This is a genomic window from Nonomuraea maheshkhaliensis (assembly GCF_039529435.1).
GTDB classification, from domain to species: domain Bacteria; phylum Actinomycetota; class Actinomycetes; order Streptosporangiales; family Streptosporangiaceae; genus Nonomuraea; species Nonomuraea maheshkhaliensis.
Genome location: NZ_BAAAMU010000094.1, coordinates 1 through 24756 on the forward strand (window position 1 = coordinate 1; position 24756 = coordinate 24756).

A 24756-nucleotide genomic window follows, 5' to 3' on the forward strand; every position below is an offset into this window, starting at 1 on the left:
CGCGCTGGCCGCGGCTCTGCCCGGCAGCCCGCTGCGCCGGCTGGAGCTGCGCCGCACCGGGATCACCGGCCGGGGCGCCAAGGCGCTGCTGGCCGCCGTTCCCGAGGACACGCGGCTGGAGTACGTCGGGTTCGGCCCCGGCGTGCCCCGTCAGGTGAAGCGGGCGCTGGCGCCACGGCTGCGTCCCGCCGCCCGGACCCATCCTGACCTGCACGCGATCGGGAGCCTCTACCGATGAGCGCGGCGCCCCCGCCGGCGCGTACCCCGTCCCGTTCGTACCCGTCGCACGAGGCGTCCCGGTTACGGCGGATCCGGCGGTACGCGGTGCCGTCGTGGATGATCGAGCAGGCGACCGAACGACGGCTCGCCGGCGACTGGCGCGGCGCCTGCGCCGCGGCCAACGTCGATGTCATGTTCGACCTGGCCGGCATCGCGAACGAGCACGGCGCGGCCGTCGCCGCGGCACTGGAAGACGACCTGTGCAACTTCGCCCCCGACCTGCTGCGCTGGCACCTGCCCCGCCTGGACCGCGGGCGTACGACGATCGTGCCCGACCAGGTGATGGTCCTGGGGCGGCCGGGTGAGGCCTCGGACGCCCCGTACCTCCATCTCCTGACGCCCCGCTGGATGGCCCACGGCCCGCAGCGGCTGCGTCTGCACGTGGGGCCGGTGTACCGGCGGAACACCTATCTGGAGACCGACTGGGCGTACAGCGCGTTCTGGCGCGACGTCGTCCAGGACTGGAGCTCATCGCGTCACCTGTGGGATGCCCGTCAAACCGGCGACCTGCGTGAACGCTGCGGCGGCGGCAAGGATCGAGCCCCGTTCCGCCACGGCGACGGCACGCCGCGCGGCGCGGACGAACTGCCCACGACCGACCCGGGCCATGCCGATCCGGCCTCGCGCACCGAGTGGGTCACGCTGCTGCACGAACGCGGCGAGGTCGAGGCGGCGTTCGCCGCCGCCGGCATCGAGCTGGACGCGGTGCCGGTGGAGGTCGAGCCCTATTTCTCGGTGCGGTTCGTCGATCCGCTCGACGTTCTCGCACGGATGCCCCTCGCCCTGACCCGGCTGGAGGCGGAGATCCGCCGCCTCGCGGCCTCGACGGGAACCCGCCGTTTCTGGCTCCCCTACCGGCAGTACGCGGCACTCCTCTTCGAGACGTCGGATGCGGGGCTGCGCGTCCGGATCGTCCCCTTCGAGATGGGCACGGAGCCTGCGGACGCGGTGCTCCCGGAAGCGTGCTGGCGCCGCCTGCCCGACCTCGACCTGCTGCGGGACGGCCATCCGCCGGAGCTGCTCCATCCGCTCGTACGCGAAGCCCTGTTCCCGAGCCGCGCCGCCCTCCCCGAGGAGCCGTCCCACCAAGAGCTCCCGACGCCGGTCAGGATCCGCTGCCGCGACGAGTGGCACGAGATCTCCTTCCACGAAGGTGCCCTGCGCATCCCGCACAGCGCGGAGGAGCAGCAGCGGGAGGAGGCCATGCGGGCGTTCGGCGGCGCGGTCGCCGGCTGCTTCGCCGCCCGGCACGCATGGACCTCCGGAACAGGGCGGCTGCCCAAGGCCCTGCGCGACCAGCGGGGGGAGCTTTTCGCGCGGGTCCAGCACGGCGACCTCCCTGGTGTACTCCGGCTGCTGGACGCCGGCGTGGATCCACGCGTCCGCGACGGCCGCCGGCGCACCCTGCTCCACCTGCTGCACCTGCTCGACCCCGGCCCCGATCCGAGGGTGCCCGGCCGTCGCAGGCGCGAGCAGGCCCACCTGCTGCGGCTCCTCGACCATGACGGTCTGCTCGGGCGGCTCCTGGCGGCGGGCCTGGACATCGACGTCAGGGATGGGGACCGGCGCACACCGCTGTTCTCCGCGATCTGCGGGGACGGTTCGGTGGCGCTCGTTCACGCGCTGCTCAACGCGGGAGCGCGGATCGACCTGACCGGCGAGATCCACGGTCATCCGGTCTCGCTCCACCGCCTGATCGCCTGGCTCGATCGCGAGGACCTGGACTTCATCACGGATCGCATCGAACGCGAGCATCCGGAACTCACCGAGGAAGAATGAACACCGTCAACTCGCCGGTCCCCGCCACCGATGCGCCGATGCCGCGCCGTACGCCGGTCCCCGCCACCGATGCGCCGGCGCCGCGCCGTACGCCGTCGTACCCACCGGACGAGGCGTCGAGCCGGCGCCGGATCCTGCGCTACGCCGTCCCCCGGTGGATGATCGAGCGGGCCACCGAGCGACGGCTCGCCGGCGACTGGCGCGGCGCCTGTGCGGCGGCCAACGTCGACGTCGCGTTCGACTTGGCCGGCATCGCGAACGAGCACGGCGGCGCCGTCGCGGCCGCGGTCGAGGACGACCTCCTCCATTTCGCGCCGGACCTGCTGCGCTGGCATCTGCCGCGGGTACTGGGGGGAGGATGGACCACGATCCGCAACTTTCAGACGGTGACCTTGGGCGCGGCCGGAGAAGAGCACTGTCTGCGCGTCACCACACCGGCGACGTGGGAGCGGCCGCAGCGGCTGCGCCTGCGCTTCGAGCGGATCGCCGGCTCGGGCGGCTACCGGTCCGGCACGCATGACTGGGCCACGCTGCGGCACCTGTGGGATGTGCGGCACACCGGCGAGCTGCTGGAACGCCATGGTGGCGGAGACCGGCCGCCGTTCTTCGACGCGGACGGGACCCTGCGGCCCGCCGGGAAGCTGCCCACGGCCGACCCCGGTCCCGCCGACCCGCCGGCCCACACCGAATGGGTGACCCTGCTGCATGAGCGAGGGGAGGTCGAGGCGGCGTTCGCGGCGGTGGGGATCGAGCTGGATCCGGCACCGCTCCAGTCCCGCTACGCCGGCCTGATCGATCCCTTACGCGTCCTGGAGAAGCTGCCGGTGGCGCCGGCCAGGCTGGAGCCGGAGCTCCGGCTGCTCATCCGCGCGGGCTTCGGGCATCGCTTCCAGATCGATCATCCCTCCCCCGGCGTCCTGCTGCTCGAAGGCGGCGAGCAGGCCGACGGACTGCGGATCCGGCTCGGGGGAAAGGAGTTCCGCGACGCCCCGACGCTGCCCGAGGCGTGCTGGCGGCGGCTGCCGGACCTCGACGTGCTCCGGCAGGGTGACGCGGATCCGGACTGGCTGCATCCGCTGGTCAGGGACGCGCTCTTCCCGCTGCGTGCGGACCCCGCCGGTCCGATCGGGCCGCCGGATCCGTGGCTCCCGTCCCCGGTCCGGGTGCGCTGCCGCGGCGAGTGGCACGAGCTGTCCTTCCAGGACGGCGCGCTGCGGATGCCGCACAGTGCGGAGGAGCAGCAGCGTGAGCAGGCGCTGCGGGCGTTCGGCGGCAAGATCGCCGGCTGCTTCGCGGTGGAGCGGGCGATGCGCTCCGAGGAGGCGTTCCGGCTACCGAAGGCCCTGCGGGAGCTGCGGCGGGAGCTGTTCATGCGGGTCCAGCACGGTGACACGCCGGGCGTGCTCAGGCTGCTCGACGCCGGGGTGGACCCGCGGCTGCGTGACGGCCGGGACCGCACGCTCCTGCACGCGTTGATCCACCTGGACCACGAGGTGCTGCTGCCGCGCCTGCTCGCGGCCGGGCTCGATCTCGAGGCCGTGGACTACAAGGAGCGTACGCCGCTGTACGTGGCGGTCGTGGACGACGGCTCCCCCGCCCTGATACGGGCGCTGCTGGCCGCCGGAGCGAACCCCCACGTCGCCGACGAGCGGGACGTGTCGATCTCCGAGCTGCTCACCGACGAACTCGACCGTACCGACCTGGACTTCCTCCTGACCCTGCTGGAGCAGGACGAGCCCGCCGGATGACCTGGAAGGACGAGGCACAGTGACCGTCACCGACGAGGACCTCGCACCGGATCCGCTGGCCGCGGCCGACGACCTGGTCCGCCGGCTCGCCTCCCTACGTACGGAGCCGGCCGCGAACCCGCAGCTGGAGGCGCTGTCGCTCGCGGTGTCGGCGAACCTGCCCGTGCTGCTCTGGGGCGAACCGGGAATCGGCAAGTCCGCCGGACTCCAGCAGCTGGCCGCCGGGCTCCGCGTCCCGCTGGAGACGGTGATCGCGAGCGTGCACGAGCCCTCCGACTTCGCCGGCCTGCCGATCATCGGTGACGATCCGGCCACCACCGGGGTGCCGATGGCCCCACCGGACTGGGCGGTGCGGCTGGCCGGGACCGGGCGCGGCGTCGTGTTCTTCGACGAGCTGTCCTCGGCTCCGCCCGCCGTCCAGGCGGCGCTGCTGCGGGTCGTCCTCGAACGCCGGGTCGGCAGCCTGCCGCTCCCTGAGTCCGTCCGCGTGGTGGCCGCCGCCAACCCGCCGTCCAGCGCCGCGGACGGCTGGCACCTCAGCCCGCCGCTGGCGAACCGGTTCGTCCACCTGCACTGGACGCATGATCCGCGGACGGTCGCACGAGGCATGGCGGGAACCTGGCCGGCCGTGCCGCTGCCGCGCATCGACCCGGCCCGGGTGCCCAGCGCGGTCGCCCGCGCCCGCGGGGTGATCTCCGGGTTCCTCACCGCCCGGCCGGGCCTGGCCCACCATCTGCCCGAAGACGCGGAGAGCCGGGGGCGCGCCTGGCCGTCGCCACGTACCTGGGAGATGGCGCTGCGCCTGCTGGCGGTCGGGTACGCCGCCGGCGCCGACCAGCAGGCGGTCGCGACCGCGGTGGTCGGCGCGGTGGGCGACGGCGCGGGGCTTGAGCTGCTGAACTACCTCGAACAGCTCGATCTGCCAGACCCGGACCGCGTGCTGGCCAATCCGGACGCCTTCGCACTGCCGGCGAGGGGCGACCGGCAGCTCGCCTTCCTGACGGCGGTCGTCTCGGCGGTGCAGAGCGACCTCACGCGGCGGCGCTGGGAGGCCGGCTGGACGGTGCTGGCCAAGGCCGTGGACGCCGGCGTACCCGACGTCGCGGCCAGGGCCGCCGCCGATCTCGCGGCGCTGCGCGACACCGACTGGCCGGTGCCGAGCGGCATCGACGCGTTCATCGACCTGCTCCAGCTGTCCGGCGCACTGCCCGGCGCCTCCTGACCATGGCCGAATTCGACCAGGTCAAGCTGCTCGCCGCGCGGTATCGTGCCGCGAGCGAGCGGCCCTACCTCGCCTCCGCGCTCTACTCGCTGACGGTCGTGCCGAGCGACGGCGTGCCGACGATGGCCGTCGACCGGCACTGGCGGTGCTACGTGTCACCGGCTTTCGTCGCGGCGACGTCCGTTCCCGAGCTCGCGGGCGTGTGGATCCACGAGCTGGCCCACGTGCTGCGCGACCACCACGGCCGGGCAGACCGGCTGCCGGCCGCCGACCAGCGCGACCGGTCGCGGGTAAACGTCGCCCAGGACTGCGAGATCAACGACGACCTGCTCGCCGACGGGCTGACACTGCCGCAAGGCCGGATGGAACCCGGCCTTTTCGGACTGGAGACCGGACGGCTGTTCGAGGAGTATCTCGCGCAGCTGCCACCGTCCGTGGTCTGCTCCGACTGCGGCTCCGGCGCCCACGGCGCGGCGGGGGAGTGGGAGGTCACCGGCGACCGGGGCGGCGTCAGACCGGTCGAGGCCGATGCCCTGCGCCGGCACACCGCCGAGGCGATCCGCGCCCACCAGCGCAACCGCGGCAGCCTCCCGGCCGGCTGGCGACGCTGGGCGGACCAGATTCTGGAACCGGTGGTCGACTGGCGGCGCGTGCTCGCGGGCGCCGTACGGGAGGCGGTCGCCTGGGCGGCCGGGGCGATCGACTACACCTACCACCGGCCGTCGCGCCGCACCGCCGCGCTGCGCGGTGTCGTGCTGCCGAGCCTGCGCCGCCCGCTGCCGGTCGTCGCGATCGTCATCGACACCTCGGGGTCCATGGGCGAGGACGACCTCGCGGCGGCCCTCGCCGAGGTCACCGGCGTGCTGCGGGAGGTCGGCGTCGGCGGCAACCGGGTCACGGTGCTCGCCTGCGACGCCGACGTGCACACCGCGGCCCGGGTGACGTCCGCGCGGCAGGTGAGTCTCGCCGGTGGGGGCGGCACCGACATGCGGGTCGGCATCGAAGCGGCCCTGGCCCTGCCGGAACGGCCCGGCGTCGTGATCGTGCTGACCGACGGCTTCACCCCGTGGCCCGAGGCGCCGTCGTCGGCCCGCCTCGTCGCCGCGCTCATCGGCGCGGACCCGCCACCGCCGCCCGCCTGGGTCGAGGCCGTCCGCGTTCCGCGCATCGCCGGCGCCTGACCTCGAAGCGACCTCGTGCCCATCCGTCCGGCGCCTGACCTCGAAGCGACCTCGTGCCCATCCGTCCGGCGCCTGATCTCAAAGCGACCTCGTGCCCATCCGTTCGGCGAGCCAGGCGGGCAGCGCCGGCGGCTCGGACCAGCCGGATCGCCAGGCGGTGCCGTCGGGATCGGCCAGGACGGCGCAGGCCAGCCAGTGTTCCCCTGCCTCGTGGCGGGAGACGAGCGTGGGCAGGGCGGCGCGCGGGGTGATCAGGTTGGTGTTGGGCTCGGTGAGGATCACGCGCCCCTCGCGCGTACCGGACAGATCGAGCAGGCCGCTTCCGCCGGAAGGGCCACAGGCCCAGGCGGCTCCCTCGCTCTCGGCCGTGTCGAGCAGGCCGTCGCGGCCGACGGCGAAGCCGCCCTCCGCCGCCGTCAGCGGGCGCTCGCAGCGCACGCGGTGGACGCGCAGGTGCCACGGCGGGCCGGGCACCAGCCAGGTCTCCACTTCGACGCCGGGCATGGGCCGCCAGACCGAGCGCAGCGCCTCCCCATCCTTCGCCGCCTCATCCGATCGTGCGCGTACGTGGTAGTGCACGCCGTCTTCTGACAGGGCCAGCATGTTGTCGGCGGCTGCCTGCGCGAGCCCGCGGCCTCCGGCGGGAACGCTGAAGCCGAACGCGGAGGAATAGGCGAACTTGGTGTACTTCTCCGCCACGTGCCGCGGCTCCCAGTCCGCCCACTGGCCGCCGTCGGAGAGGGCGGTCACCTGGCGGCCCTCCTCGTCCCTGACCAGGAGCAGGCCGGCTTCCGGCACCGCGTGCACCCGCGGCGAATCGGGCAGGGGTGACTCCTCCGCGAGCCAGAAGGGGTGGGTCTCCGGCAGCGCGAGCGGCAGGAAGAACTTCAACGCCCAGTAAGGGGAGCCCGGCGAGTTGTAGCCCTCCGCCATGATCAGGTTGGCGTATCCGTACCCGATGGAGAGCGTCGCATCGGGCTGGAAGATCGGCAGGCGGCTCCACCAGCGCAGATGCCGCAGCGCGAGTCCTTTGAGCACGCCCCAGGGCAGCGCCTCCACGTCGGCGAAGGCGAGTGCGCCCCAGAAGGCACCCTGGGCGAAGCGGTAGGTGAGGCTGCGCCCGTACGGCACGGCCGCGCCGTCGGCGGTGAACCAGTGCGCGAAGTCCCGCGCGAACAACGCGGCCCGGTCACGGAATCGTTCGGCCCGCTCCGAGGAGTCGGCGAGCGCGGCGTAGATCAGGCCGTAGAAGTGCATGGCGAACGGTACGTAGTAGTCGCGCTGCCTGGTCGGCCCGTCGGAGTACCAGCCGTGGTCCCCGAGGGAGAAACTCTCCAGGCGGTCCAGCGCCTCCCGCGTCGCGGCAGGATCGTGGTCCGCGCCGACCCTGGCCAGGCCGAGGTTCACCAGCACGCGGAAGAACAGCCAGTTGTTGTCCGGGGTCTGCCGCCGGTTGATCTGGGAGAGCCAGCGCACCAGGTGGTCGCGCGCCTGCGGCGTGAGCGGCTCCCACACCCGCTCGGGGACCAGGGCCACGGCGAAGCCGATGGCGGCCATCTCCACCAGGCGCTGGTCGCGGTCGGCCGGGTCGCCCCAGAACTCCGGTCCGCCGGGATCGGCGCCGTTCGTCAGCCCCCGGACGTAGGCGTCCCAGCCGTCGAAGTCGCCTCCTCCGGCGGCCAGTGGGGCGAGCCCCCAGAGCGGGCGGGCGAATCCCTCCAGCTCCGCGGCGGTGTCGTCGAAGGCGGCTCCCGAACTGCCGAGCCGTACCCGGGCGCCGCCGGGGCTGAACCGCGGGGCGAGCGGCGCGCACAGGGAACGTACCGCTTCTTGCAGGTCCGCACGGGTACGCAGGGGGTTGCCTGCGAGGGGATTCGTCATCGGGTCGCCTTCCGGGTCACGCCAGGCGGCTGATCGTGTCGGCACGTACAGGATGCGCGAACGGAAGGCCCCGTACGTACCGATCCAGCTCGTCGAGGACGGAGTGGGTCAGCCGGCGCAGCTCGCCGCCCACCGAGCCCGCGATGTGCGGGGTGAGCAGGACGTTCGGCAGGTCGTAGAGCGGGGAGTTCGCCGGGAGCACCTCGGGCTCGGTGACGTCGAGCACGGCGTCGATGCGGCCGGAGACCAGCTCCTTGGTGAGCGCGTCCATGTCCACCAGCGAGCCGCGCGCGGTGTTGATGAGCGTGGCGCCGTCGGAGAGCAGCCCCAGGCGCCGCCCGTCCAGCAGGTGCCGGGTCTCCGGCAGCGCCGGGGCGTGCACGGAGACCACGTCGGATGCGGCCAGCAGCTCGTCCAGGCCGGCCGGCCGCGCGCCGAGCGCGGCCGCTCCTTCCTCGTCGAGGTACGGGTCGTAGATCAACAGGTCGAGGTCGAAGGGGCGCAGCAGGTCGAGCACCCGGCGGCCGATGTGCGAGGCCCCGATGATTCCGACCGTTCTGCGGTAGTTGCCGAGTGAGGGGAAGTGCGCGGCCCAGTCGAGCGAACGGCGCTCCCTGCGATAGAGGTCCCTCAGACCGAGTACCCGCTTGCCCGCGAACAGGATCGCGGCGACGGTGTACTCGGCCACCGGGAGCGCGTTGGCGGCGGCCCCCGAGGAGACGGCGATGCCGCGTTCCCAGCAGGCGTCCGTGATCAGGCCCTTGACCGTGCCCGCCACATGGACGACCGCGCGCAGCCCGGGTGCGCGGCGCAGCACGGAGGCATCGATGACCGGGCAGCCCCAGCAGGTGATGAGCAGCTCGGCCGAGGCCAGGTCCGGCACGTCCGCGAAGTCGCTGACGACCAGGCCGGGATCGACGTTGACCAGCCGGGTGAGCCGGTCGAGCTCGTCCGGCCCGAACAGCGCGTCCTTGAACCGCGGGGCCATGGCGAGCAACGCGCGGGGACGGCTCACTTGACGGCTCCGGCCGTCATGCCGGCTTTCCAGTACCGCTGCAGCGTCACGAAGACGATGACCAGCGGCACGACCGCGACCAGTGAGCCGGTGATGGCGAGCAGGTAGTCCTCCGGATGACCTTGGTTCAGCGACGTGGTCTGCCAGGTGTACAGGCCCAGGTTGAGCGGATAGAGGTGCTGGTCGGTCAGCATCACGAGCGGCAGGAAGAAGCTGTTCCAGATGCCGGTGAACTGGAACAGGAAGATGGTGACGAAGGCCGTGCGGAGCATCGGGAAGCCGACGCTGAGGAAGGTCCGCAGGTCACCGGCGCCGTCCACGCGGGTCGCCTCGATCACCTCCGCCGGCACGTACGCGGCGCTGAACACCCGCGCGAGGTAGACCCCGAACGGGAAGACCAGGCTCGGCAGGAAGACGCCCCAGAAGGTGTTGACGATGCCGACCTTCGAGGCCAGCAGGTAGATCGGCAGGGCCGTCGCGCTGGCCGGCACCAGCACGCCCAGCAGGATCAGCCCGAAGATCTTCTCCTTGAACGGGAAGGAGAGCTTGTCGAAGGCGTATCCCGCCGCGACGCACAGCGTGGTGGCGATGAGGGCGCCGCCCACGGCGTACAGCGCGGTGTTGCCGAGCCAGCGCAGATAGATGCCGTCCTGCGCGGTGAACAGGTGCGCCAGGTTGTCGCCGAGGGCGAAGGTTCGCCCGAAGACGAAGCCGCCGGTGCCGAACAGGTCGCGCATGTTCTTCGTGGCCGCCATGAGCAGCCACAGGACCGGCATCACCGTGTAGAGCACGGCGATGATCAGCACGCCGTTGACGACCGCGTGGGAGAGCAGGCGCGGCGCCGGGCGGCCTGCCCGCCTTCCGTGGCGCCGGGAGGCGGGTACCGGAGGTGCGGGCGTGGCGGTGAGTGTCATGGCTGCCTCCTCCGTGCGGAGAACCGGGTCACGATGAACGACAGGATCCCGCCGAGCAGGGCGACCAGGATCGAGGCGGCCGCGGCCAGGCCGTAGTCGTGGTTCTCGAACGCGGCCCGCATCGCGTACATGTTCGGGCTCCACGCGCTGCCGATCTCGGTCGACGCCTGGTAGATCACCTTCGGCTCGGTGAAGAGCTGCAACGCGCCGATGACGGTGAAGAGCAGGTTGAGCGCGATCGCCGGGCGGATGAGCGGGATCTTGATCCGCAGCGCGATGCGCAGCCCGCTCGCCCCGTCGACCTTCCCCGCCTCCAGGACGTCCCTCGGGACCGCCTGGAGGGCGGCGTACAGGATGACCATGTTGTAGCCGATCCACTCCCAGGTGGAGATGTTGACCACCGAGAACATGACGTGATCGGCCGACAGGAAGCTCCACTCCACCCCGGCCGACTCAAGGGCGTCGATCACGGGGCTGAGGCCGGGCGTGTAGAGGTACACCCAGATGATCGCGGCGATGAGGCCCGGTACGGCGTGCGGCAGGAACAGGCCGAGCTGGAAGAAGCGCCTGGCCCGCGCCATGGCCGAGTCGAGCAGCAGGGCGAGCAGGAGCGCGCCCCCGATCATCACCGGGATGTAGAGCACCACGTAGGTCGCGATCACCACGAAACTGTCGCGGAACGCCGCGTCGCCGAGCGCCCTGGTGTAGTTGCCGAGGCCGACGAAGAGGGTCTCGACCCCGCCGAACCCGAGTCCGGAACTGCGTTCCATGAACAGGCTCAGCCAGGCCGCGTACACGAGCGGCGCGACGGAGAAGGTGAGGAAGAGCAGCAGGAACGGGCCGACGAGCAGGGCGGCGGTGCGCCCCTGCCGCTGGGCCTGACGGGTCACCACGGCATCTCCCTCATCACTGGACGACACTCAGGCCGCGGCCCTTGAAGTCCGCCACGGTGGCCTGCTGGGCGCTCGTGAGCACGTCGGCCAGCGTCATCTCGCCGCCGGCGACCTTGCCGAGCGAGTCGGAGATCGCCGTCCCCGTCACACCGGCGCTCGGTCCCCACATCCAGCCGGACGGGACCGACTCGTACGACTTGGAGGCGAGGGCGAAGATGTCCTGGCCGTCGTAGAAGTCGGTCTTGAAGGCGCTGGTGGTCGAAAGCAGGGCCGGGGCGGCAGGGAGCATGCTGCTGGTGCCGCTGGAGAGCCAGGCCTTCATGCCCTCGGGATCCGTGGTGATCCACTTGATGAACTCAAGGGCCTGCTCGGGGTGCTTGGCGCCCTTGGGGACGGTGAAGGACGAGCCGCCGAACATGGCGGAGGCCGGCCGGCCGTCCCAGCTCGGCACCATGGCGACGGCCCACTTGCCCTTCTGATCGGGCACGGTGGACTGCAGGGCGCCCGCGCACCAGTTCGCGCAGATGTAGGAGACGACCTCGCCCTTCTGCACCGCTTGGAAGAAGGCGTCGTCGCTGGTCGAGTTGTAGCTGCCGACCAGCCCTTTCGACACCAGGTCTGTCCAGTACGCGGCCATCTTCTTGGAGGGCTCGTCGTCGATGGAGACCTTCCACGACTGGCCCTCGGTGCCGTACCAGTGTCCGCCCGCCTGCCAGGCGAGCGCGGCCAGCAGGTTGGCGTCGGCGGTCGCGAAGATCCCGCCGCGGGCCTTGGAGTCGGCCTTCTTCACCTTCTCCAGCAGCTTCGTGTACTCGTCCCAGGTCTTCGCCGGTTCGAGGTCGTGCTTGTCGTAGAAGTCCTTGCGGTAGAAGAGCACCAGCGGGGCCACGTCACGGGGGACGCCCCAGGTCTTGCCGCCGAGGGTCACCAGTTGCTGGACCTGCGGCGGGAAGTTCCCGGTGACCACCTGGCCCGCCGTCTCGGTGAGATCCTCAAGCCCGCCCTGGCTGACCACGTCGGGCAGTTGGTTGTACTCGACGACGGCCACGTCCGGGACGTTTCCGGCCTTCACCGAGCTGGCGAGCTTGGTGTAGTAGTCCGTGCCGCTCGGCACGTTCTCCCACTTGACCTGGAAGTCCTTGTGGGTCTTGTTGAAGGCGGCGGTGACGACGTCGGAGGCCTTGACGAAGGAGCGGAACGTGATGACGTCCGCCCCCGATTTCGTGCCGGAGGCACCCGGGTCCGCACCCCCGCAGGCCGTCAGTGCCGACACCGACATGACGGCGCCCGAGAGGAGGGCCATGATCCGCAGGCGTCTTGGCTTCATAACGCACCGTTCCAGGGAGGGGGATGAAGGCTGGTGCAATCATTTGATTTCGAACGAAGCCTGTCAACGGACTGCCGTACCTCTGTCGGTCACAATCCCGTCACATGACCGAAATGCGAAAGAAAACGAAAGAGCTACAGGTGGGTGTCGCGCCCTCGGGTGGTCGCGCCTTCGGGCGGTGTCCTGCGGGAGCTTCAGGCGGGCGTACCGCCGCACGAGGCCCGGATCCGCAGCTCCGGCCGCAGCAGCAGGCTGCGCAGCGGCCGGTCCGGATCGTTCAGCCGGTCGACGAGCATCCGCACCGCCGCGGCCCCCACCTCCTCCTTGGGCGGCGACACGGCGGTCAGCGGGATGTCGGCGAGCGAGGCGACCTCGTCGTCGTACGTCACGATCGCCATGTCCTCCGGGATCGAGACCCCGCGCCCGCGCAGCTGCCTGACCAGGGAGAGCGCGTCCACGTCGTTGTGCACGAGGGCCGCGCGCACGCCCTCCTCCAGGAACTCGCCGACGTGCTCGCCCATCTCCGTCGGCGCGCCCACGGCCGCCCGCGGGAACATGCGCACGACCCCGGCCGGCAGACCGAGGGCGCGCTGGGCCAGCTCGTGCCCTTCGCGGATCCACGGGGTGGTCCTGCTCTCGCAGGCGAGCAGGGCCACCCGCTCGTGCCCCAGCCGGGCGAGATGGCAGGTGGCCAGATAGGCGCCGTACGCGTGATCGGTGGCCACCTGCTCCACCGCCGGCATCGACCAGGCGGCCTTCCGCTCGACCAGCACCACCGGCACGTCGAGCTCGTTGACCCATTGCTGCGTGGCGGGGGAGAGCGTGGGGTTCTCGCTCGGCGTCAGCAGCAGCCCGTCCACCCCGGACGAGCGCAGCTGCGCCACCTGGCGGCGGTCCTCGTCCAGGTCGTATCGGGAGACCGCGAGGGTGACCCGCGCGCCGAGCCTCGGCGCGGCCGCCTGCGCGCCCCTGATCACGGCCGGGAAGTAGTACGCGTTCTGCGGCACGAGCATCCCGAGCACGTACGGCTCACGCCTGGTCCGCGCCTTGTCCGGCTCCGCGCGTTCCCTGCTCTGCCCCCCGGGTGCCGGTTCCTCGGGCGGCGCTTTCCGAGGCGGCGTGTCCGGTATGGACACGGCGCCGCCGTGCACCCGGACCAGCAGCCTGCGCCCGGCCAGCTCGCGCACGTCGTGCCGGATGGTGACGGCCGAGACGCCGAGGCCGGCCGCCAGCTCGGCGACCTTGACCGAGCCCTTGCGGCTCAGCTCCTGCAAGATCGCCTCGTGTCGCTCCTCGGCCAGCACGGGGGGCTCCTTCCGGTTCTGCGCGTCTTCCTCCGCCATCGTACCGCGAACGTTTGCTTTCGAAAGCGAACGCTTCCGTTTTCCGGTGCCAGGCGATCCAGGCGACCTTCACGTCCGCAGCCGAACAGCCATTGGTTGGGGCCCACTCCCCGCTGATTTGTTCCATTCAGCTTTAAGCTATGACGGAAATCCCTGAACCTACGGCGGCCGTGGACGACGATTATTGGCCAACAGGACGGAATGGGCAAAGGGTCGGCGCGTGGTGCGGTTTCGGATTCTCGGGCGGGTCGAGGTCAGCGCGGACGGTCAGGTGCTCGATCTCGGGCACCGCCAGCGCGAACTGCTCGCGGTCCTGCTGCTGCGCGCGAACGAGACGGTGACCCTGGACCACCTGGTCGAGTTCTGTTTCTCCGCTCGGGTCCCGCCCTCGGCGCGGCGCCAGGTCCAGAACACAGCGGGGCGGTTACGCAAAGTCTTGACCGCGGCCGGCTGCCCCGACGTGATCACGACCATGGCCGGCGGTTATGCATTGAACGCCGGGCCGGACACGCTCGACCTGCTGGAATGGGCCGAGCACCTCCAGGCGGGCCGCCGGGCGGCGGCGCAGGGCAGGGAGCGGGAGGCCGCCGCGTCGCTGCGCCGGGGCCTGTCACTGTGGCGCGGCCCGCTCCTGGACGGGATCGACCTCGCGGGGCTGGAGGCCACGACCGCCGGCATCGAGCAGGCCCGGATGGCCGCGCTGGAGGACTGCCTGGAGCTGGAACTGCGACTCGGCCACCACCGCGACCTGCTGCCCGAGCTGGCCGCGCTGACCGACCGGCACCCGCTGCGCGAACGGCTGTGGGCGCTGCGCATGCTCGCCGTCTACCGGTGCGGGGCCAGAGCCGAGGCGCTGGAGGTCTACCGTGCGGCCCGTGCCACGCTTGTGGCGGAGCTGGGGCTGGAGCCGGGGCCGCCGCTGCGGCGCATGGAACAGGCCGTGCTCACCGGCGATCCCGCGCTGAATCCGGACGGGCCGGGGGATCCGTACCACCTCCTCGACGGGAAGCCGGGAATCCGGCAGAGCCCGAGCACGTCAGAGCCGCATACCGGCACACCTGATCCGCAGGTCGAGCCGGCATCGCTGAGCCGGCCCGGATTACGGGACAAGCCCGTCGTGCCGCGTCACCTTCCGGCGGGCGTCCGTGACTTCACCGGCCGGCGGGAGCAGGTCAAGCTCCTCGACGGCCTGCTCCCCGGTGACGAGAGCCAGGCGGTCATGGTGATCTCGGCCGTCTCCGGTGCCGCGGGCATCGGCAAGACCGCGCTCGCGCTGCACTGGGCGCACCGGGTCGCGGATCGTTTCCCCGACGGTCAGTTTTATCTGAACCTGCGGGGCTTCGACCCGTCCGACCATGCCCTGACGCCCGCCGAGGCGCTGCGCCAGTGTTTCGACGCGCTCGGGGTGTCCCCGCAGCGGATCCCGGCCGGCACGGACGCCCAGGCGGGCCTCTACCGCAGCCTGCTGGCCGGCAAACGCGTGCTCGTCCTGCTGGACGACGCCCGCGACGAGGGACAGGTACGGCCCCTGCTCCCGGCCTCTCCCGGCTGTCTGGCTCTGATCACCAGCCGCGATCACCTCGCCGGCCTGGTCGCGACCGAGGGAGCCCGGCCCATCCAGCTCGGCCTGCTCACCGATGCCGAAGCGCGCGAGCTGCTGGCTCACCGGCTCGGCATCGACCGGATCACCGCCGAGCCCGAGGCCGTCGCCACCATCATCTCCCGCTGCGCACGGCTCCCCCTCGCGCTGGCGGTGATGGCCGCCCGCGCCGCCACCCAACCGGACTTCCCGTTGCAGGCGCTGGCCGATCAGCTGCTCGACGCCAGGAGCGCCCTGGACGCCTTCGTGGGCGCGGATCCCGCCACCGACCTCAGGGCGGTGTTCTCGGTCTCCTACAGCAGGCTGCCCGCGGACGCGGCCCGGCTGTTTCGGCTGCTGGGCCTGCATCCCGGCCCTGAGGTCTCCGTCGCCGCCGCCGCCAGCCTCGCCGGCGTCACGGTCGCCCAGGTCCGGCCGATGCTGGCCACCCTCACCACCGCCCAACTGCTCATCGAGCAGCGTCCCGGCCGCTTCGCCCTCCACGACCTGCTCGGTGTCTACGCCGGCGAACTCGTCCGCGAGCAGGAGACCGGCGCCGAGTCTCATGCGGCCCTGTGCCGCCTGCTCGACCACTACGTGCACACCGGCCACCGGGCGGCGATGCTGATCAATCCGGCCCGCCGCGAGGTCAGGCTCGACGCGTGCGGTCAAGGGGTCGCGGTTCACGCGCTGACCGATGCCGGGCAGGCCGAGACGTGGTTGTCCGACGAGCGTTCCGTCCTGATCAGGGCCATCGACCTGTCGATGAACGTGGGGCTGGACGCCGCGGCATGGCACATCGCCTGGGCTCTCGAGAACTTCCTCGACTGGCGGGCCCAATGGGGCGACTTCGCCGACACCCAGAGCATCGCTCTCGACGCGGCCGAACGGCTGGACGACGGATTCCGGCAGTTCCTCTCACACCTGGCCCTGGGCTGCGCGCTCATCAGCCTCGACCGGCACGCCGAAGCCCACACCCATGCCAGACAGGCTCTGGAACTGGCCGCGGACCAGGCCGACGAGGAGGGGCAGGCCGAAGCACACCACACACTCGCCTGGATCCACCGGCGGCGTGGCGACTTCGACGAGGCCATCCGCCACATGCGGCTCGCCCTCGACCTGTACCGCGCCGCGGACGTGCCGCACGGGCAGGCCGACATACTCAACGGCCTCGGATTCCTCTACGTCGAGCTCGGCGAATGCCACCAGGCCCTGCGCTGCTGCGGGCAGGCGCTCGCACTGTTCCAGCAGGTCGAGGACCTCCAGGGGCAGGGGCAGGCCTGGGCCGGCCTCGGCTACGCCCACCACCACCTCGGCCGCCACGACGACGCCGTCACGCGTTACCGCCAGGCCCTCGAACTCCTCCGCGCCGGGCGTGATCGCGCGACGGAGGCCGAAACGCTGGTACACCTCGGCGACGCGTACGCCGCCCTGCGCAGTGATCAGTCCGCGCGACAGGCATGGCAGGACGCCTTGGCCGTCCTCGACGAACTCGGCAGCCCCGACGCCGAACACGTCCGAGCGAAACTCCACGGCCGCCGTCGGTAGCCACGTTCTTGCAGCGTGGCACGACCGGCCTATGAGGATCTTCGCGTGGGTTATGACGGGGTTATGACGTCGCTGTTCCATGCTCGCCTGGGCGATCCGGCCCGACCGAGAGCATGGGGAAACGTCATGGGCGAATGCGCGGTTGGTCGGCGGTGGCGGATGACGGGGTACGTCCGGCGTCTCATCAACGTGGTCACGGCTGTGACCGTGGCCGTGGGGTTATGTGCCCCGGCCGGCGCGGAGGCGAGGCCGCCGTCGGGGGCGGAGGGCGGCGTCGAGCCCGCGCCGGCCGCCCTCTCCACGGTCCCGTCGGGCGAGCGTGATCGCCTGTTACCGGCGGGATGGCGGACCTCCGAGGACCTGGCGTGGACGACCACCGGTGATCCGACGGGGTTTCACCTGCTGGTGGCCGAATCGCGGACCGGTTACACCTGGCGGACGGCGGCGACGCTTTCCGAGCCGGGGTTCGAGACGGATCGGTGGATCGGCCAGGCGTGCCTGACCGGTTCCGGGCGACACGCGGTCGTGGTCTACGCACCGCGTACCTTCACGAATCGTGATCAGCTCTTCGCCCGCGGCGGGTTCGCCGCGGTGGTCGAGGTGGCGACCGGCGCGGTGTCGAAACTGGACGTCAACGTGTCGCTGGCGTACCACAACCCCGGCTGCGGAACCGGCGACGAAGCGGTCCTGACCCAGGGCGGGGCCGTTGACCTGGGCAAGACGCGGCTGCACCTGGTGGATCCCGAGCGCGGACGGATCGCCTGGACGGCGACCGTACGGGGGCAGGCCACGTCGGCGGTGCCCTTCGCCGGCGGCATCGTCACCGCGCTGGGATCCCGACTGGTGGACGTGGACCGGCGCGGGCGGGTCCGCCACCGCGCGGACACCGCCGGCGTGGCGTTCGACGTGCGCGCCGGAGGCGACGGCGGGCTGGTGTTCCTGGAGCGGAGGGGTGAGGTTGCCTCCGCCGTGCAGCTCCACGGCGGCACGCGGCGGCGGCTCGCGCAGGGCGAGGTCGCCGAGCTCGCGCTGAAACCGGGTACGGGAGGGCGGATCCACCTGACCGGACGCCCTGCGCAGGTCGCGGCGCTGCCTGAGCACGTGACGCGGGTGGAGGCGCCGACCACCGCCGACGTCTCGACCTTGGGCCGGCTGGTCGTGACCCACGAGCCGCAGGTCCCTGGCGGGGCGCGCCGCGGCGTGGCGGGAGCCGTCGCGGCGGAACCGGGGACGGCGCAGCCGGTGAGCCTGCGCGGCCGGGTGGTGCAGACCGGCAAGGAGGTCGAGTTCGTGGTCGACCCCGCCGGCCGGCCGAGCCGGCATGCCGCGCAGGGCCGCGTCGCAAGCGGGGGCTTGAAGCTGAGGAATCCCGCGGGCGCGGCCCGGGCGACTGCTGCGGACGAGGAGAACGACCCGGTCGATCACGGCTACACCTGCGCCGTTCCCCGCAATGACCCGCGTACCCAGGTCTATCAGCCGCATTGGCGACAGGTGGAATGGGCTGTGGACCTGGCGGTGCACGACGCGTTGCGTACGGCGCGTCCGGCCGATTGGAAGGGCTCGGGTCTGCCGTCGTGGTCGCCGCAGGGCATGTACGCCTCGATCCCCTTACTGGGCCGGGAGGGCGGCAAGGTCCCCGCAGCGATCTTGAACGCGGTGATCGCGCAGGAGTCGAACATGTGGCAGGCCTCCCCTCACGCGCTGGAAGGTGTGGCCGGTAATCCACTCGTCGGAAACTTCTACGGCCGGATCTCCGAAGACGAGTGGGGAATCCACTGGAACAAGGCCGACTGCGGATACGGCGTCGCGCAAGTGACCACGGGGATGAGGCGGGGAGACACCTCCCGCAACCCGACGCGGCAGCGCGCCATCGCGCTGGACTACGCGACCAACATCGCCGCCGGGCTGAACATTCTGCAGGAGAAGTGGAACCAGACCTACAGCCGAGGCGTGCGGATCAACAACGCCGACCCCAGCAAGATCGAGAACTGGTTCGCCGCGGTATGGGCGTACAACACGGGTTTCCAGCCCGATCACCGTTACGGGAACACGACAGGGTGCCTGCCGGGTCCCAACTGCACCGACGAAGCAGGACGCTGGGGGCTCGGCTGGACCAACAACCCGGCGATGCCCGACTATCCGCCCAACCGCAAGGCCTTCCTCGACAGCACGTACGACGACGCCCGTCATCCACAACACTGGCCCTACCCGGAGAAGATCATCGGCTGGGCGGGGCATCCGATCGTCAAGGACGGCGGCAACGATCACGGCTACCGCTACGCCTGGTGGAGCTCCGAGGGAACCCGCCGATTCGCCAAGCCTCCGCTCGACCTGTTCTGCCGCCCGTCCAACGACTGCGACCCCGGCAGGATCGGCACCTCGAACTCCCCCTGCACCTTGAACAACTTCCGGTGCTGGTTCCACGAGCCCGCGACCTGGAAGCCCGCCTGTGAGGCCGACTGCGGACATGACAGCACCCGCTACCATCCCGGCGACCCCGAACCGCCGGACGCCGACACCGAAGGCGCCTACACCGGCGACAGCCGGCCCCGCTACCGGCCCAACTGCCGGGCCTTTCATGACGCCGACGGGGCCGCCAACTCCTTGCCCGGCGGGACCCTCGTCATCGACGACGTACCCTCATCGGTGCCCTCGATCCGACCCGGCTGCACGCGAGACTGGACCAACTCCGGGACGTTCCAGCTGACGTTCGGATTCGACGGAGCGGACTACCGGTCGAAAATCGACTTTCACCAGATCGGCGGTGGTTTCGGCGGGCACTTCTGGTTCGCCCACACCCGCAACGACGCCAACGACCCACGCGGCGTCATGCCGGTCACCGGGACGTGGACACTCGACCGGCCGATCAACGGCTGGGCGCGGGTCTTCGCGCACATGCCCGACCACGGGGCGCACACCCAGCAAGCCCAGTACGACATCCACCTCGGAGACGGGAGAGTCAAGAAACGCACCCTGCTGCAACGCACCTACAAACACCAATGGGTCTCGCTAGGGGTGGTCGAATTCGCCGGCACCCCGAAGATCAGCCTGAGCACCCGCACCAGGGACGGCGACGGCAGCGAAGACGTGGCCTGGGACGCGGTGGCCGTCCAACCGCTGCCCGGCAAACCACGGCACCTGATCGTGGCCTTGGGCGACTCCTACGCCTCCGGCGAGGGCGCCTCCGCCGACGAACTGTACGACTACTACCGCGAGAGCAACAACAACGGCGGCAACGACTACCGCAACGCCTGCCACCGCTCACGGCACGCCTGGTCACGCAAGGCGTTCCTCGCCGACAAACCGCTCGATCCCATCGACGGCCGAGCCGACTCCTTCGATCCCACCCTCGACTACCACCTGCTGGCCTGTTCAGGAGCACAGACCGAGAACCTGCTGCCCAGCCCCGCTCCTGGCGAGGAACCCATCACCAACGCGTGGGGAGAGCGGGCACGGGGCCGGTACCGCGAGGTCTCCCAGCTCGACCGGGGATTCCTCGACGAGAACACCACCCTGGTCACCCTGTCCATCGGCGGAAACGACGCCCGCTTCAGCGACGTGCTCACCAGGTGCCTGCTGCCGACGGTCCTGCCGTGTCAGGCGACGACTCTCGACGGCGAGAGCCAACGCATGGAGGAATCGGTCCCCTTCAACATCGCCACCAAGCTCGAACCATCCATGAGGACCGTGCTCCGGGTCATCCACACCAGGGCACCCAACGCGAAGATCGTCCTGATGGGGTATCCCCGGCTGTTCGAGAACTCCGGCAGCTGCGTGATGGCTCCGGAGGAGGGAGCCTGGCTCAACGGCCTGAGCGACAGCTTGGCCGAGGACCTGCGCCGGATAACCGACGAGGAACGCAGAGTAAGCGGCATCCCCGTCAGCTTCGCCGACCCCCGTGAGGATTTCGCCGGGAAGAGCGTCTGCAACGACTTCGGCTCCGACGGCGAGGCCATCCACAGATTCATCCCCGAAAGGACCAGCGGCGAGCCACCGAGCAATCCGGTCTCCAGCCAGTCGTTCCACCCCAAGATCAGCGGAACCTCCCTGTACGCGGCCACACTCAACCGCGCCCTTCGCGCACTGGACCCATGAAGTGACGAGAAACAACACATGAATCCCGACGCGCCCGGTGACACCGAGTCTGCTGGATCCACGGCAGTACGGAATGAACCAGCCATCACAACTACTAGATGTTCGCCAAAGGACGGTCCCGTCCGCTCGGCGACGGTAGAAGAAAGGGAATCGTCGATGTCTGATGGTCGTTCAAATCCAGCGGTAGGTGGAACACCCTCCCGGCGCCGCCGCCCACGCCGGCTGTCAGCGGTGGGAGCAACGGTGTTCGCCGCGTTGCTGCTGGCGACGGACGGCAGAGCCGCGGTCGCCACCACGGCGAACGCCTTTTGCAGGTCATCACATGTCTACTGGCATGATCCCAGTGGAACGTCTCTGTCCCGCTACGGAGTTTCCGGCTCGGCGATCCAAACCGGCGCCTGGCTGGACGGCGCCCGTCAATTCGTCGGTGAATGGGCGCCGGTGGATTTCTTCACCGGCGGCGATGGCGTTGTCTATGCCATCGATCAAGTTTCGGGCGATCTGTGGTGGTACAGCATAGGCGCGGACGGCAAGGTCGATCATGCCACTCGCGTGGGGACCGGCTGGAACAAATTCGCCGAGGTGTTCGCCGCCGAGGCGGGCGTTATTTATGGCCGAAGGGGCAATGGCGACCTCCTGTGGTTCATGCACGAGGGCTACTGGGACGGCTCCGCGTCGTGGGCCAACGGCGGTGTCGGCAGGAAGGTGGGGTCCGGCTTCGCAGACGTCGTCTCCTTCCCTCAGATGTTCTCCGCCGGCGAGGGAAGCATCTACACGATCGACAGCTACACCGGTGACATGCTCTGGTGGCGTCACGACGGATGGTTGAACGGAACGGCGTCGTGGGCCAACGGCGGGCGCCCGAAGAAGGTCGGAACCGGCTGGGGACCGAACTACGGCCTTAGCCGGCCTGCGGGTATGGGAGGCGGCCATATCTATGTGAGTGCGGACGGCGGACGGCTGCTGTGGTTCCGGCACGACGGCTACCGTGACGGAAGCTCCCATTGGGCGAACAACGGATATGCCAAGCAGGTGGGCTCCGGCTTCGACGGCACGGTCATGGGCGACCCGCACGCCTGCGCGGGCTCCTAGCAGGGCAGCCGCCATCCGTCAGCTGAGCTGGGTGCACGCAGTGGCCAGGCCGGGCGCGGTGGCGGAGCGCGGAGACCGTCGAGCGCTTCGGTGCCCTGGAGGTCCTGGTGAACAACGCCGGGGTGATGCTCGCCGGCCCGATCATGGGAGCGGACACCACGGAATGGACGCGCATGGTCGAGACGAACCTGCTCGGCTCGATGTACGCGGTCCACGCGGCATTGCCGCACCTGCTGGAGCGCAAGGGCACCATCCTGCGGATCTCCTCGACCTCGGGCCGGATCGCGTCTGCGAGCAGCGGTGTCTACGCCGCGACGAAGTCCGGCGTCACCACCTTCTCCGAGGCACTGCGACAGGAGGTCACCGCCCTGGGTGTGCGGGTCGTGGTCGTCGAGCCCGGCTTCGTCGCCACCGAGCCGACCGGCCACATCAGACACAGTAGGCGGACACCGGCGCTGCGCGAGGGCGACCTTCGCAGCTCCGGAGGCGGTCGGGCCCCTCGCCGCGGCGCTCTCGTGGCGCCAGAAGGAAGAGGCGCCGATCACAGCTGCTTCGTCGCGTTGCTCTCCTCAACCTGCACGTGGGTGATCGACGCGAGGGCGTCCGCCCCGGCGGAAGCACGTGGCCTGCTGATGTTCCTGGCCTGACATGCCGGATTCACGTAGTGTGACCTGTCATCGCCCAATTGAACGACCGGGGCATGCACGACGAACGTCACGGCCAGGGGTAACGGGACGGCCGCCTGCGAGTGCCGAAGGCGACGGGTTCACACCAGGCGTTCCGGCCTCGCCGAGTCCCGGGGGGTGAGGACGTCCGGTCTCTCGGCAAGCTCACTCAGCCGGTCATCGTTGATGACGTTCTCCATACCGCGTGAGGCTGACGGTCAGGCGCAGGTGTAGCCGGACGGCAGGGCGGTGTCGCCGTTGGGCCTGCTCGCTTGGAAGCCGAAGCTGGTGGTGCCGGCTCCCGGCGCGAGCGTGCCGTTGTGGCTGACGCTTCTGACCGTGACGGTCTGCCCGCTGGTGGTGATGGTGGCGTTCCACGAGCCGGTCAGGGTGTGCCCGGCCGGCAGGGTGAAGGTGACGGTCCAGCTGGTGATCGTCGAGGTGCCGGTGTTGGTGACGGTCAGCGGCTGGATCACATACCCGTTCCCCCACTGGGACTGCACGGTCGGGGTGGCCGAGCAGGCACCGGTCGTACCTCCCTGAGTGGTGATCTGGACGGTGCTGGAGACCGGTGAGACGTTGCCGGCGGCATCGCGCGCCCGGACCTGGTAGCGGTATGTGGTGTCCGCAGACAGGCCCGTGTCGGTGAACGAGGTCGTGTCCGAGGTGCCGACCTGGGTGAACGTGCCGCCCATCGCGCCGGCAGCGCGCAGGATCTCATAGCCGGTCACACCGGTGTCGTCAGTGGAGGCCGTCCAGGTCAGGCTGGTGCCGGTTACGGTGGTGCCCGCGGCGGTGAGCCCGGCCGGGGCGGTCGGCGGCATGGTGTCGCCTCCGGTGGTGGCCGTGGTGAAGGTGGCCGGCGCTGAGTTGCCCGACAGGTTGCCCGCGCCGTCACGTGCCCGTACGTACACCTGGTATTGGGTGTTGGCACTCAGCCCGGTCAGGGTGATCGAGGTGGTGGTGGACTGGCCGAGCTGCGGGTCGGTGGCGCCCTGCTTCCGGTAGACGTTGTAGCCGGCCAAGCCGGAGCCGCCCTGGTCGGTGGACGCGGTCCAGGTCAGCGTGGCACTGGCGGCGGTCACGTTGGACGCGACCGGCGTTCCTGGCGTGGTCGGCGGCGTGGTGTCGGTCGGACTGGTGGTCAAGCCGAAGAACTCGATGGCGTAGCGGGCCATACCGCTCTGCGGAAGAGCATGCCCGGCGCCCTGGATGCTGTACGCCTCCACCTGCACGGCGCCGGACGGATTGGCGTACCGGCTGCGGTTCCAGCCTGCCTGTGGGGTGTCGGTGCTGGTCGGGGTCTGGCCCAGCCCGAACACGTTGGTCCACTGCTCGATCGACTCTCGCAGCAGCGAGTAGGGCACGAGGGTGTCGCTGGTGCCGTGCCACAGCTGCATGCGCGGGCGGGGGCCGGAATATCCCGGGTACGCCTGGCGGACCGCATCGCCCCACTGCTGGGGTGTTCGGTCCATGCTTCCGCCGGTGCACCTGCTGCTTCCGGGCGGGTAGTCGGAGGCGCCGGCGAAGCAGTTGAAGGGCACACCCATGAAGGAGGCCCCTGCCTTGAACACGTCCGGGTGGACGGCGAGCATGTGCTGGGTCATCATGCCGCCGGACGAGCTTCCAGTGGCGTAGACCCGGTTCGGGTCTCCCTGATGGTTCCGCTCGACATAGTCGATCATCGAGGTGATCGAGACCGGATCGCTGCCGCCGCCGCGCTGCTTGGCCGCGTCCGACCAGGTGTCGAAGCAGTTGCCGAACCCTGCCGACTGGGTGGCGGTCGGGTAGATGACGATGAAGCCATACCGATCGGCCAGCGAGGCGAACTCACTGCCCTGGTAGAAGCCGGGACCGGAGCCACCGCAGCCATGCATCGCGACCACGATCGCCGGCGAGGCCGGGCGCGAGTCCGGCACATAGACGTGCATCCGCATGTTGCCCGGGTTGGTGCCGAAGCTGGTCACCTCCACCAGGGTGGCGGCGACGGCCGGCGATCCGAGTACAACGGTCATGACGGCAAAGAGCGCTGTGGCGCAGGCACTGGCCAGCACCGTGGTCAATCGTCTCATTCGCGCTCCTCCTCTCCATGTCCGCGGCGCGCCGCGGATCGGTCCGCCGCCTATTGACGCCGGTCGCTGGAAAATAAAAGGGCCACGATCCACCGTCAATGCATGCTTGGTGCGCATGCCCGC

At 70.6% G+C, this 24756-nt stretch carries 14 protein-coding genes and 2 pseudogenes; 9 read left to right on the plus strand and 7 right to left on the minus strand.

All coding sequences use genetic code 11. The features are described 5' to 3' along the window. The 5 genes and pseudogenes from ABFX54_RS41045 to ABFX54_RS41065 all read left to right on the plus strand — a co-directional run. Positions 1–238 (plus strand): annotated as a pseudogene (locus ABFX54_RS41045) (gala protein); the annotation flags it as partial. Beyond that, on the plus strand, positions 235–2058 hold the full coding sequence (locus tag ABFX54_RS41050) for an ankyrin repeat domain-containing protein (protein WP_346112271.1): 1824 nt from the start codon (positions 235–237) through the stop codon (positions 2056–2058). The pseudogene ABFX54_RS41045 and the gene ABFX54_RS41050, both read left to right, overlap by 4 nt. Continuing rightward, on the plus strand, positions 2055–3806 hold the full coding sequence (locus ABFX54_RS41055) for an ankyrin repeat domain-containing protein (protein ID WP_346112272.1): 1752 nt from the start codon (positions 2055–2057) through the stop codon (positions 3804–3806). Before ABFX54_RS41050 ends, ABFX54_RS41055 begins: the two co-directional genes overlap by 4 nt. Before the next feature lie 19 nt (positions 3807–3825). After that, positions 3826–5028 carry an AAA family ATPase gene (locus ABFX54_RS41060; RefSeq protein WP_346112273.1) on the plus strand — a complete coding sequence of 401 codons (1203 nt, stop codon included), beginning with the start codon at positions 3826–3828 and terminating at the stop codon, positions 5026–5028. A 2-nt stretch (positions 5029–5030) separates the two neighbouring features. Further along, a complete protein-coding gene (locus tag ABFX54_RS41065) occupies positions 5031–6209 on the plus strand; it encodes a vWA domain-containing protein (protein WP_346112274.1) in 1179 nt (392 codons plus the stop codon). 78 nt (positions 6210–6287) lie between these two features. On the opposite strand, the gene ABFX54_RS41070 is transcribed toward ABFX54_RS41065, so the two are convergent. The 6 genes from ABFX54_RS41070 to ABFX54_RS41095 all read right to left on the minus strand — a co-directional run bounded on the left by ABFX54_RS41070 (position 6288) and on the right by ABFX54_RS41095 (position 13543). Continuing rightward, positions 6288–8090, minus strand: coding sequence for a DUF2264 domain-containing protein (locus ABFX54_RS41070; protein ID WP_346112275.1), 1803 nt, complete (start codon positions 8088–8090; stop codon positions 6288–6290). A gap of 16 nt (positions 8091–8106) precedes the next feature. Next, positions 8107–9105 (minus strand): hydroxyacid dehydrogenase, encoded by a 999-nt coding sequence (locus tag ABFX54_RS41075; RefSeq protein WP_346112276.1) that lies wholly within the window; start codon positions 9103–9105, stop codon positions 8107–8109. After that, complete coding sequence (locus ABFX54_RS41080) at positions 9102–10019, minus strand: carbohydrate ABC transporter permease (RefSeq protein WP_346112278.1); 918 nt, start codon at positions 10017–10019, stop codon at positions 9102–9104. Before ABFX54_RS41080 ends, ABFX54_RS41075 begins: the two co-directional genes overlap by 4 nt. Continuing rightward, positions 10016–10912: a carbohydrate ABC transporter permease gene (locus ABFX54_RS41085; RefSeq protein ID WP_346112279.1), complete on the minus strand. Its 897-nt coding sequence runs from the start codon at positions 10910–10912 to the stop codon at positions 10016–10018. The genes ABFX54_RS41080 and ABFX54_RS41085 overlap by 4 nt, the downstream gene beginning before the upstream one ends. A 13-nt stretch (positions 10913–10925) precedes the next feature. Further along, entirely contained in the window at positions 10926–12239 is a 1314-nt protein-coding gene (locus tag ABFX54_RS41090) for an ABC transporter substrate-binding protein (protein ID WP_346112280.1), read from the minus strand. A 194-nt stretch (positions 12240–12433) separates the two neighbouring features. Continuing rightward, positions 12434–13543: a substrate-binding domain-containing protein gene (locus tag ABFX54_RS41095; protein ID WP_346112281.1), complete on the minus strand. Its 1110-nt coding sequence runs from the start codon at positions 13541–13543 to the stop codon at positions 12434–12436. Positions 13544–13802: 259 nt separating this feature from the next. Here ABFX54_RS41095 and ABFX54_RS41100 point away from each other — a divergent pair, with 259 nt between their 5' ends. From ABFX54_RS41100 to ABFX54_RS41115, 4 genes and pseudogenes are all read left to right on the plus strand, one after another. Next, a complete protein-coding gene (locus tag ABFX54_RS41100) occupies positions 13803–16709 on the plus strand; it encodes an AfsR/SARP family transcriptional regulator (protein WP_346112283.1) in 2907 nt (968 codons plus the stop codon). A 159-nt stretch (positions 16710–16868) separates the two neighbouring features. After that, entirely contained in the window at positions 16869–20804 is a 3936-nt protein-coding gene (locus tag ABFX54_RS41105; RefSeq protein WP_346112284.1) for a GDSL-type esterase/lipase family protein, read from the plus strand. 243 nt (positions 20805–21047) lie between these two features. Continuing rightward, a complete protein-coding gene (locus tag ABFX54_RS41110) occupies positions 21048–21896 on the plus strand; it encodes a tachylectin-related carbohydrate-binding protein (RefSeq protein WP_346112286.1) in 849 nt (282 codons plus the stop codon). Positions 21897–21976: 80 nt separating this feature from the next. Beyond that, positions 21977–22543 (plus strand): annotated as a pseudogene (locus ABFX54_RS41115) (SDR family NAD(P)-dependent oxidoreductase); the annotation flags it as partial. Between the two features lie 236 nt (positions 22544–22779). Here ABFX54_RS41115 and ABFX54_RS41120 read toward each other — a convergent pair. Next, on the minus strand, positions 22780–24633 hold the full coding sequence (locus tag ABFX54_RS41120) for an extracellular catalytic domain type 1 short-chain-length polyhydroxyalkanoate depolymerase (protein WP_346112287.1): 1854 nt from the start codon (positions 24631–24633) through the stop codon (positions 22780–22782). Positions 24634–24756 lie beyond the last annotated feature (123 nt).

Bases quoted from the DNA above. Each gene is read 5' to 3' on its own strand.
- ABFX54_RS41050 (WP_346112271.1), top strand. From the start codon at position 235: ATGAGCGCGGCGCCCCCGCCGGCGCGTACCCCGTCCCGTTCGTACCCG.
- ABFX54_RS41105 (WP_346112284.1), top strand. From the start codon at position 16,869: ATGACGGGGTACGTCCGGCGTCTCATCAACGTGGTCACGGCTGTGACC.
- ABFX54_RS41065 (WP_346112274.1), top strand. From the start codon at position 5,031: ATGGCCGAATTCGACCAGGTCAAGCTGCTCGCCGCGCGGTATCGTGCC.
- ABFX54_RS41080 (WP_346112278.1), bottom strand. From the start codon at position 10,019: ATGACACTCACCGCCACGCCCGCACCTCCGGTACCCGCCTCCCGGCGC.
- ABFX54_RS41090 (WP_346112280.1), bottom strand. From the start codon at position 12,239: ATGAAGCCAAGACGCCTGCGGATCATGGCCCTCCTCTCGGGCGCCGTC.
- ABFX54_RS41120 (WP_346112287.1), bottom strand. From the start codon at position 24,633: ATGAGACGATTGACCACGGTGCTGGCCAGTGCCTGCGCCACAGCGCTC.
- ABFX54_RS41055 (WP_346112272.1), top strand. From the start codon at position 2,055: ATGAACACCGTCAACTCGCCGGTCCCCGCCACCGATGCGCCGATGCCG.
- ABFX54_RS41070 (WP_346112275.1), bottom strand. From the start codon at position 8,090: ATGACGAATCCCCTCGCAGGCAACCCCCTGCGTACCCGTGCGGACCTG.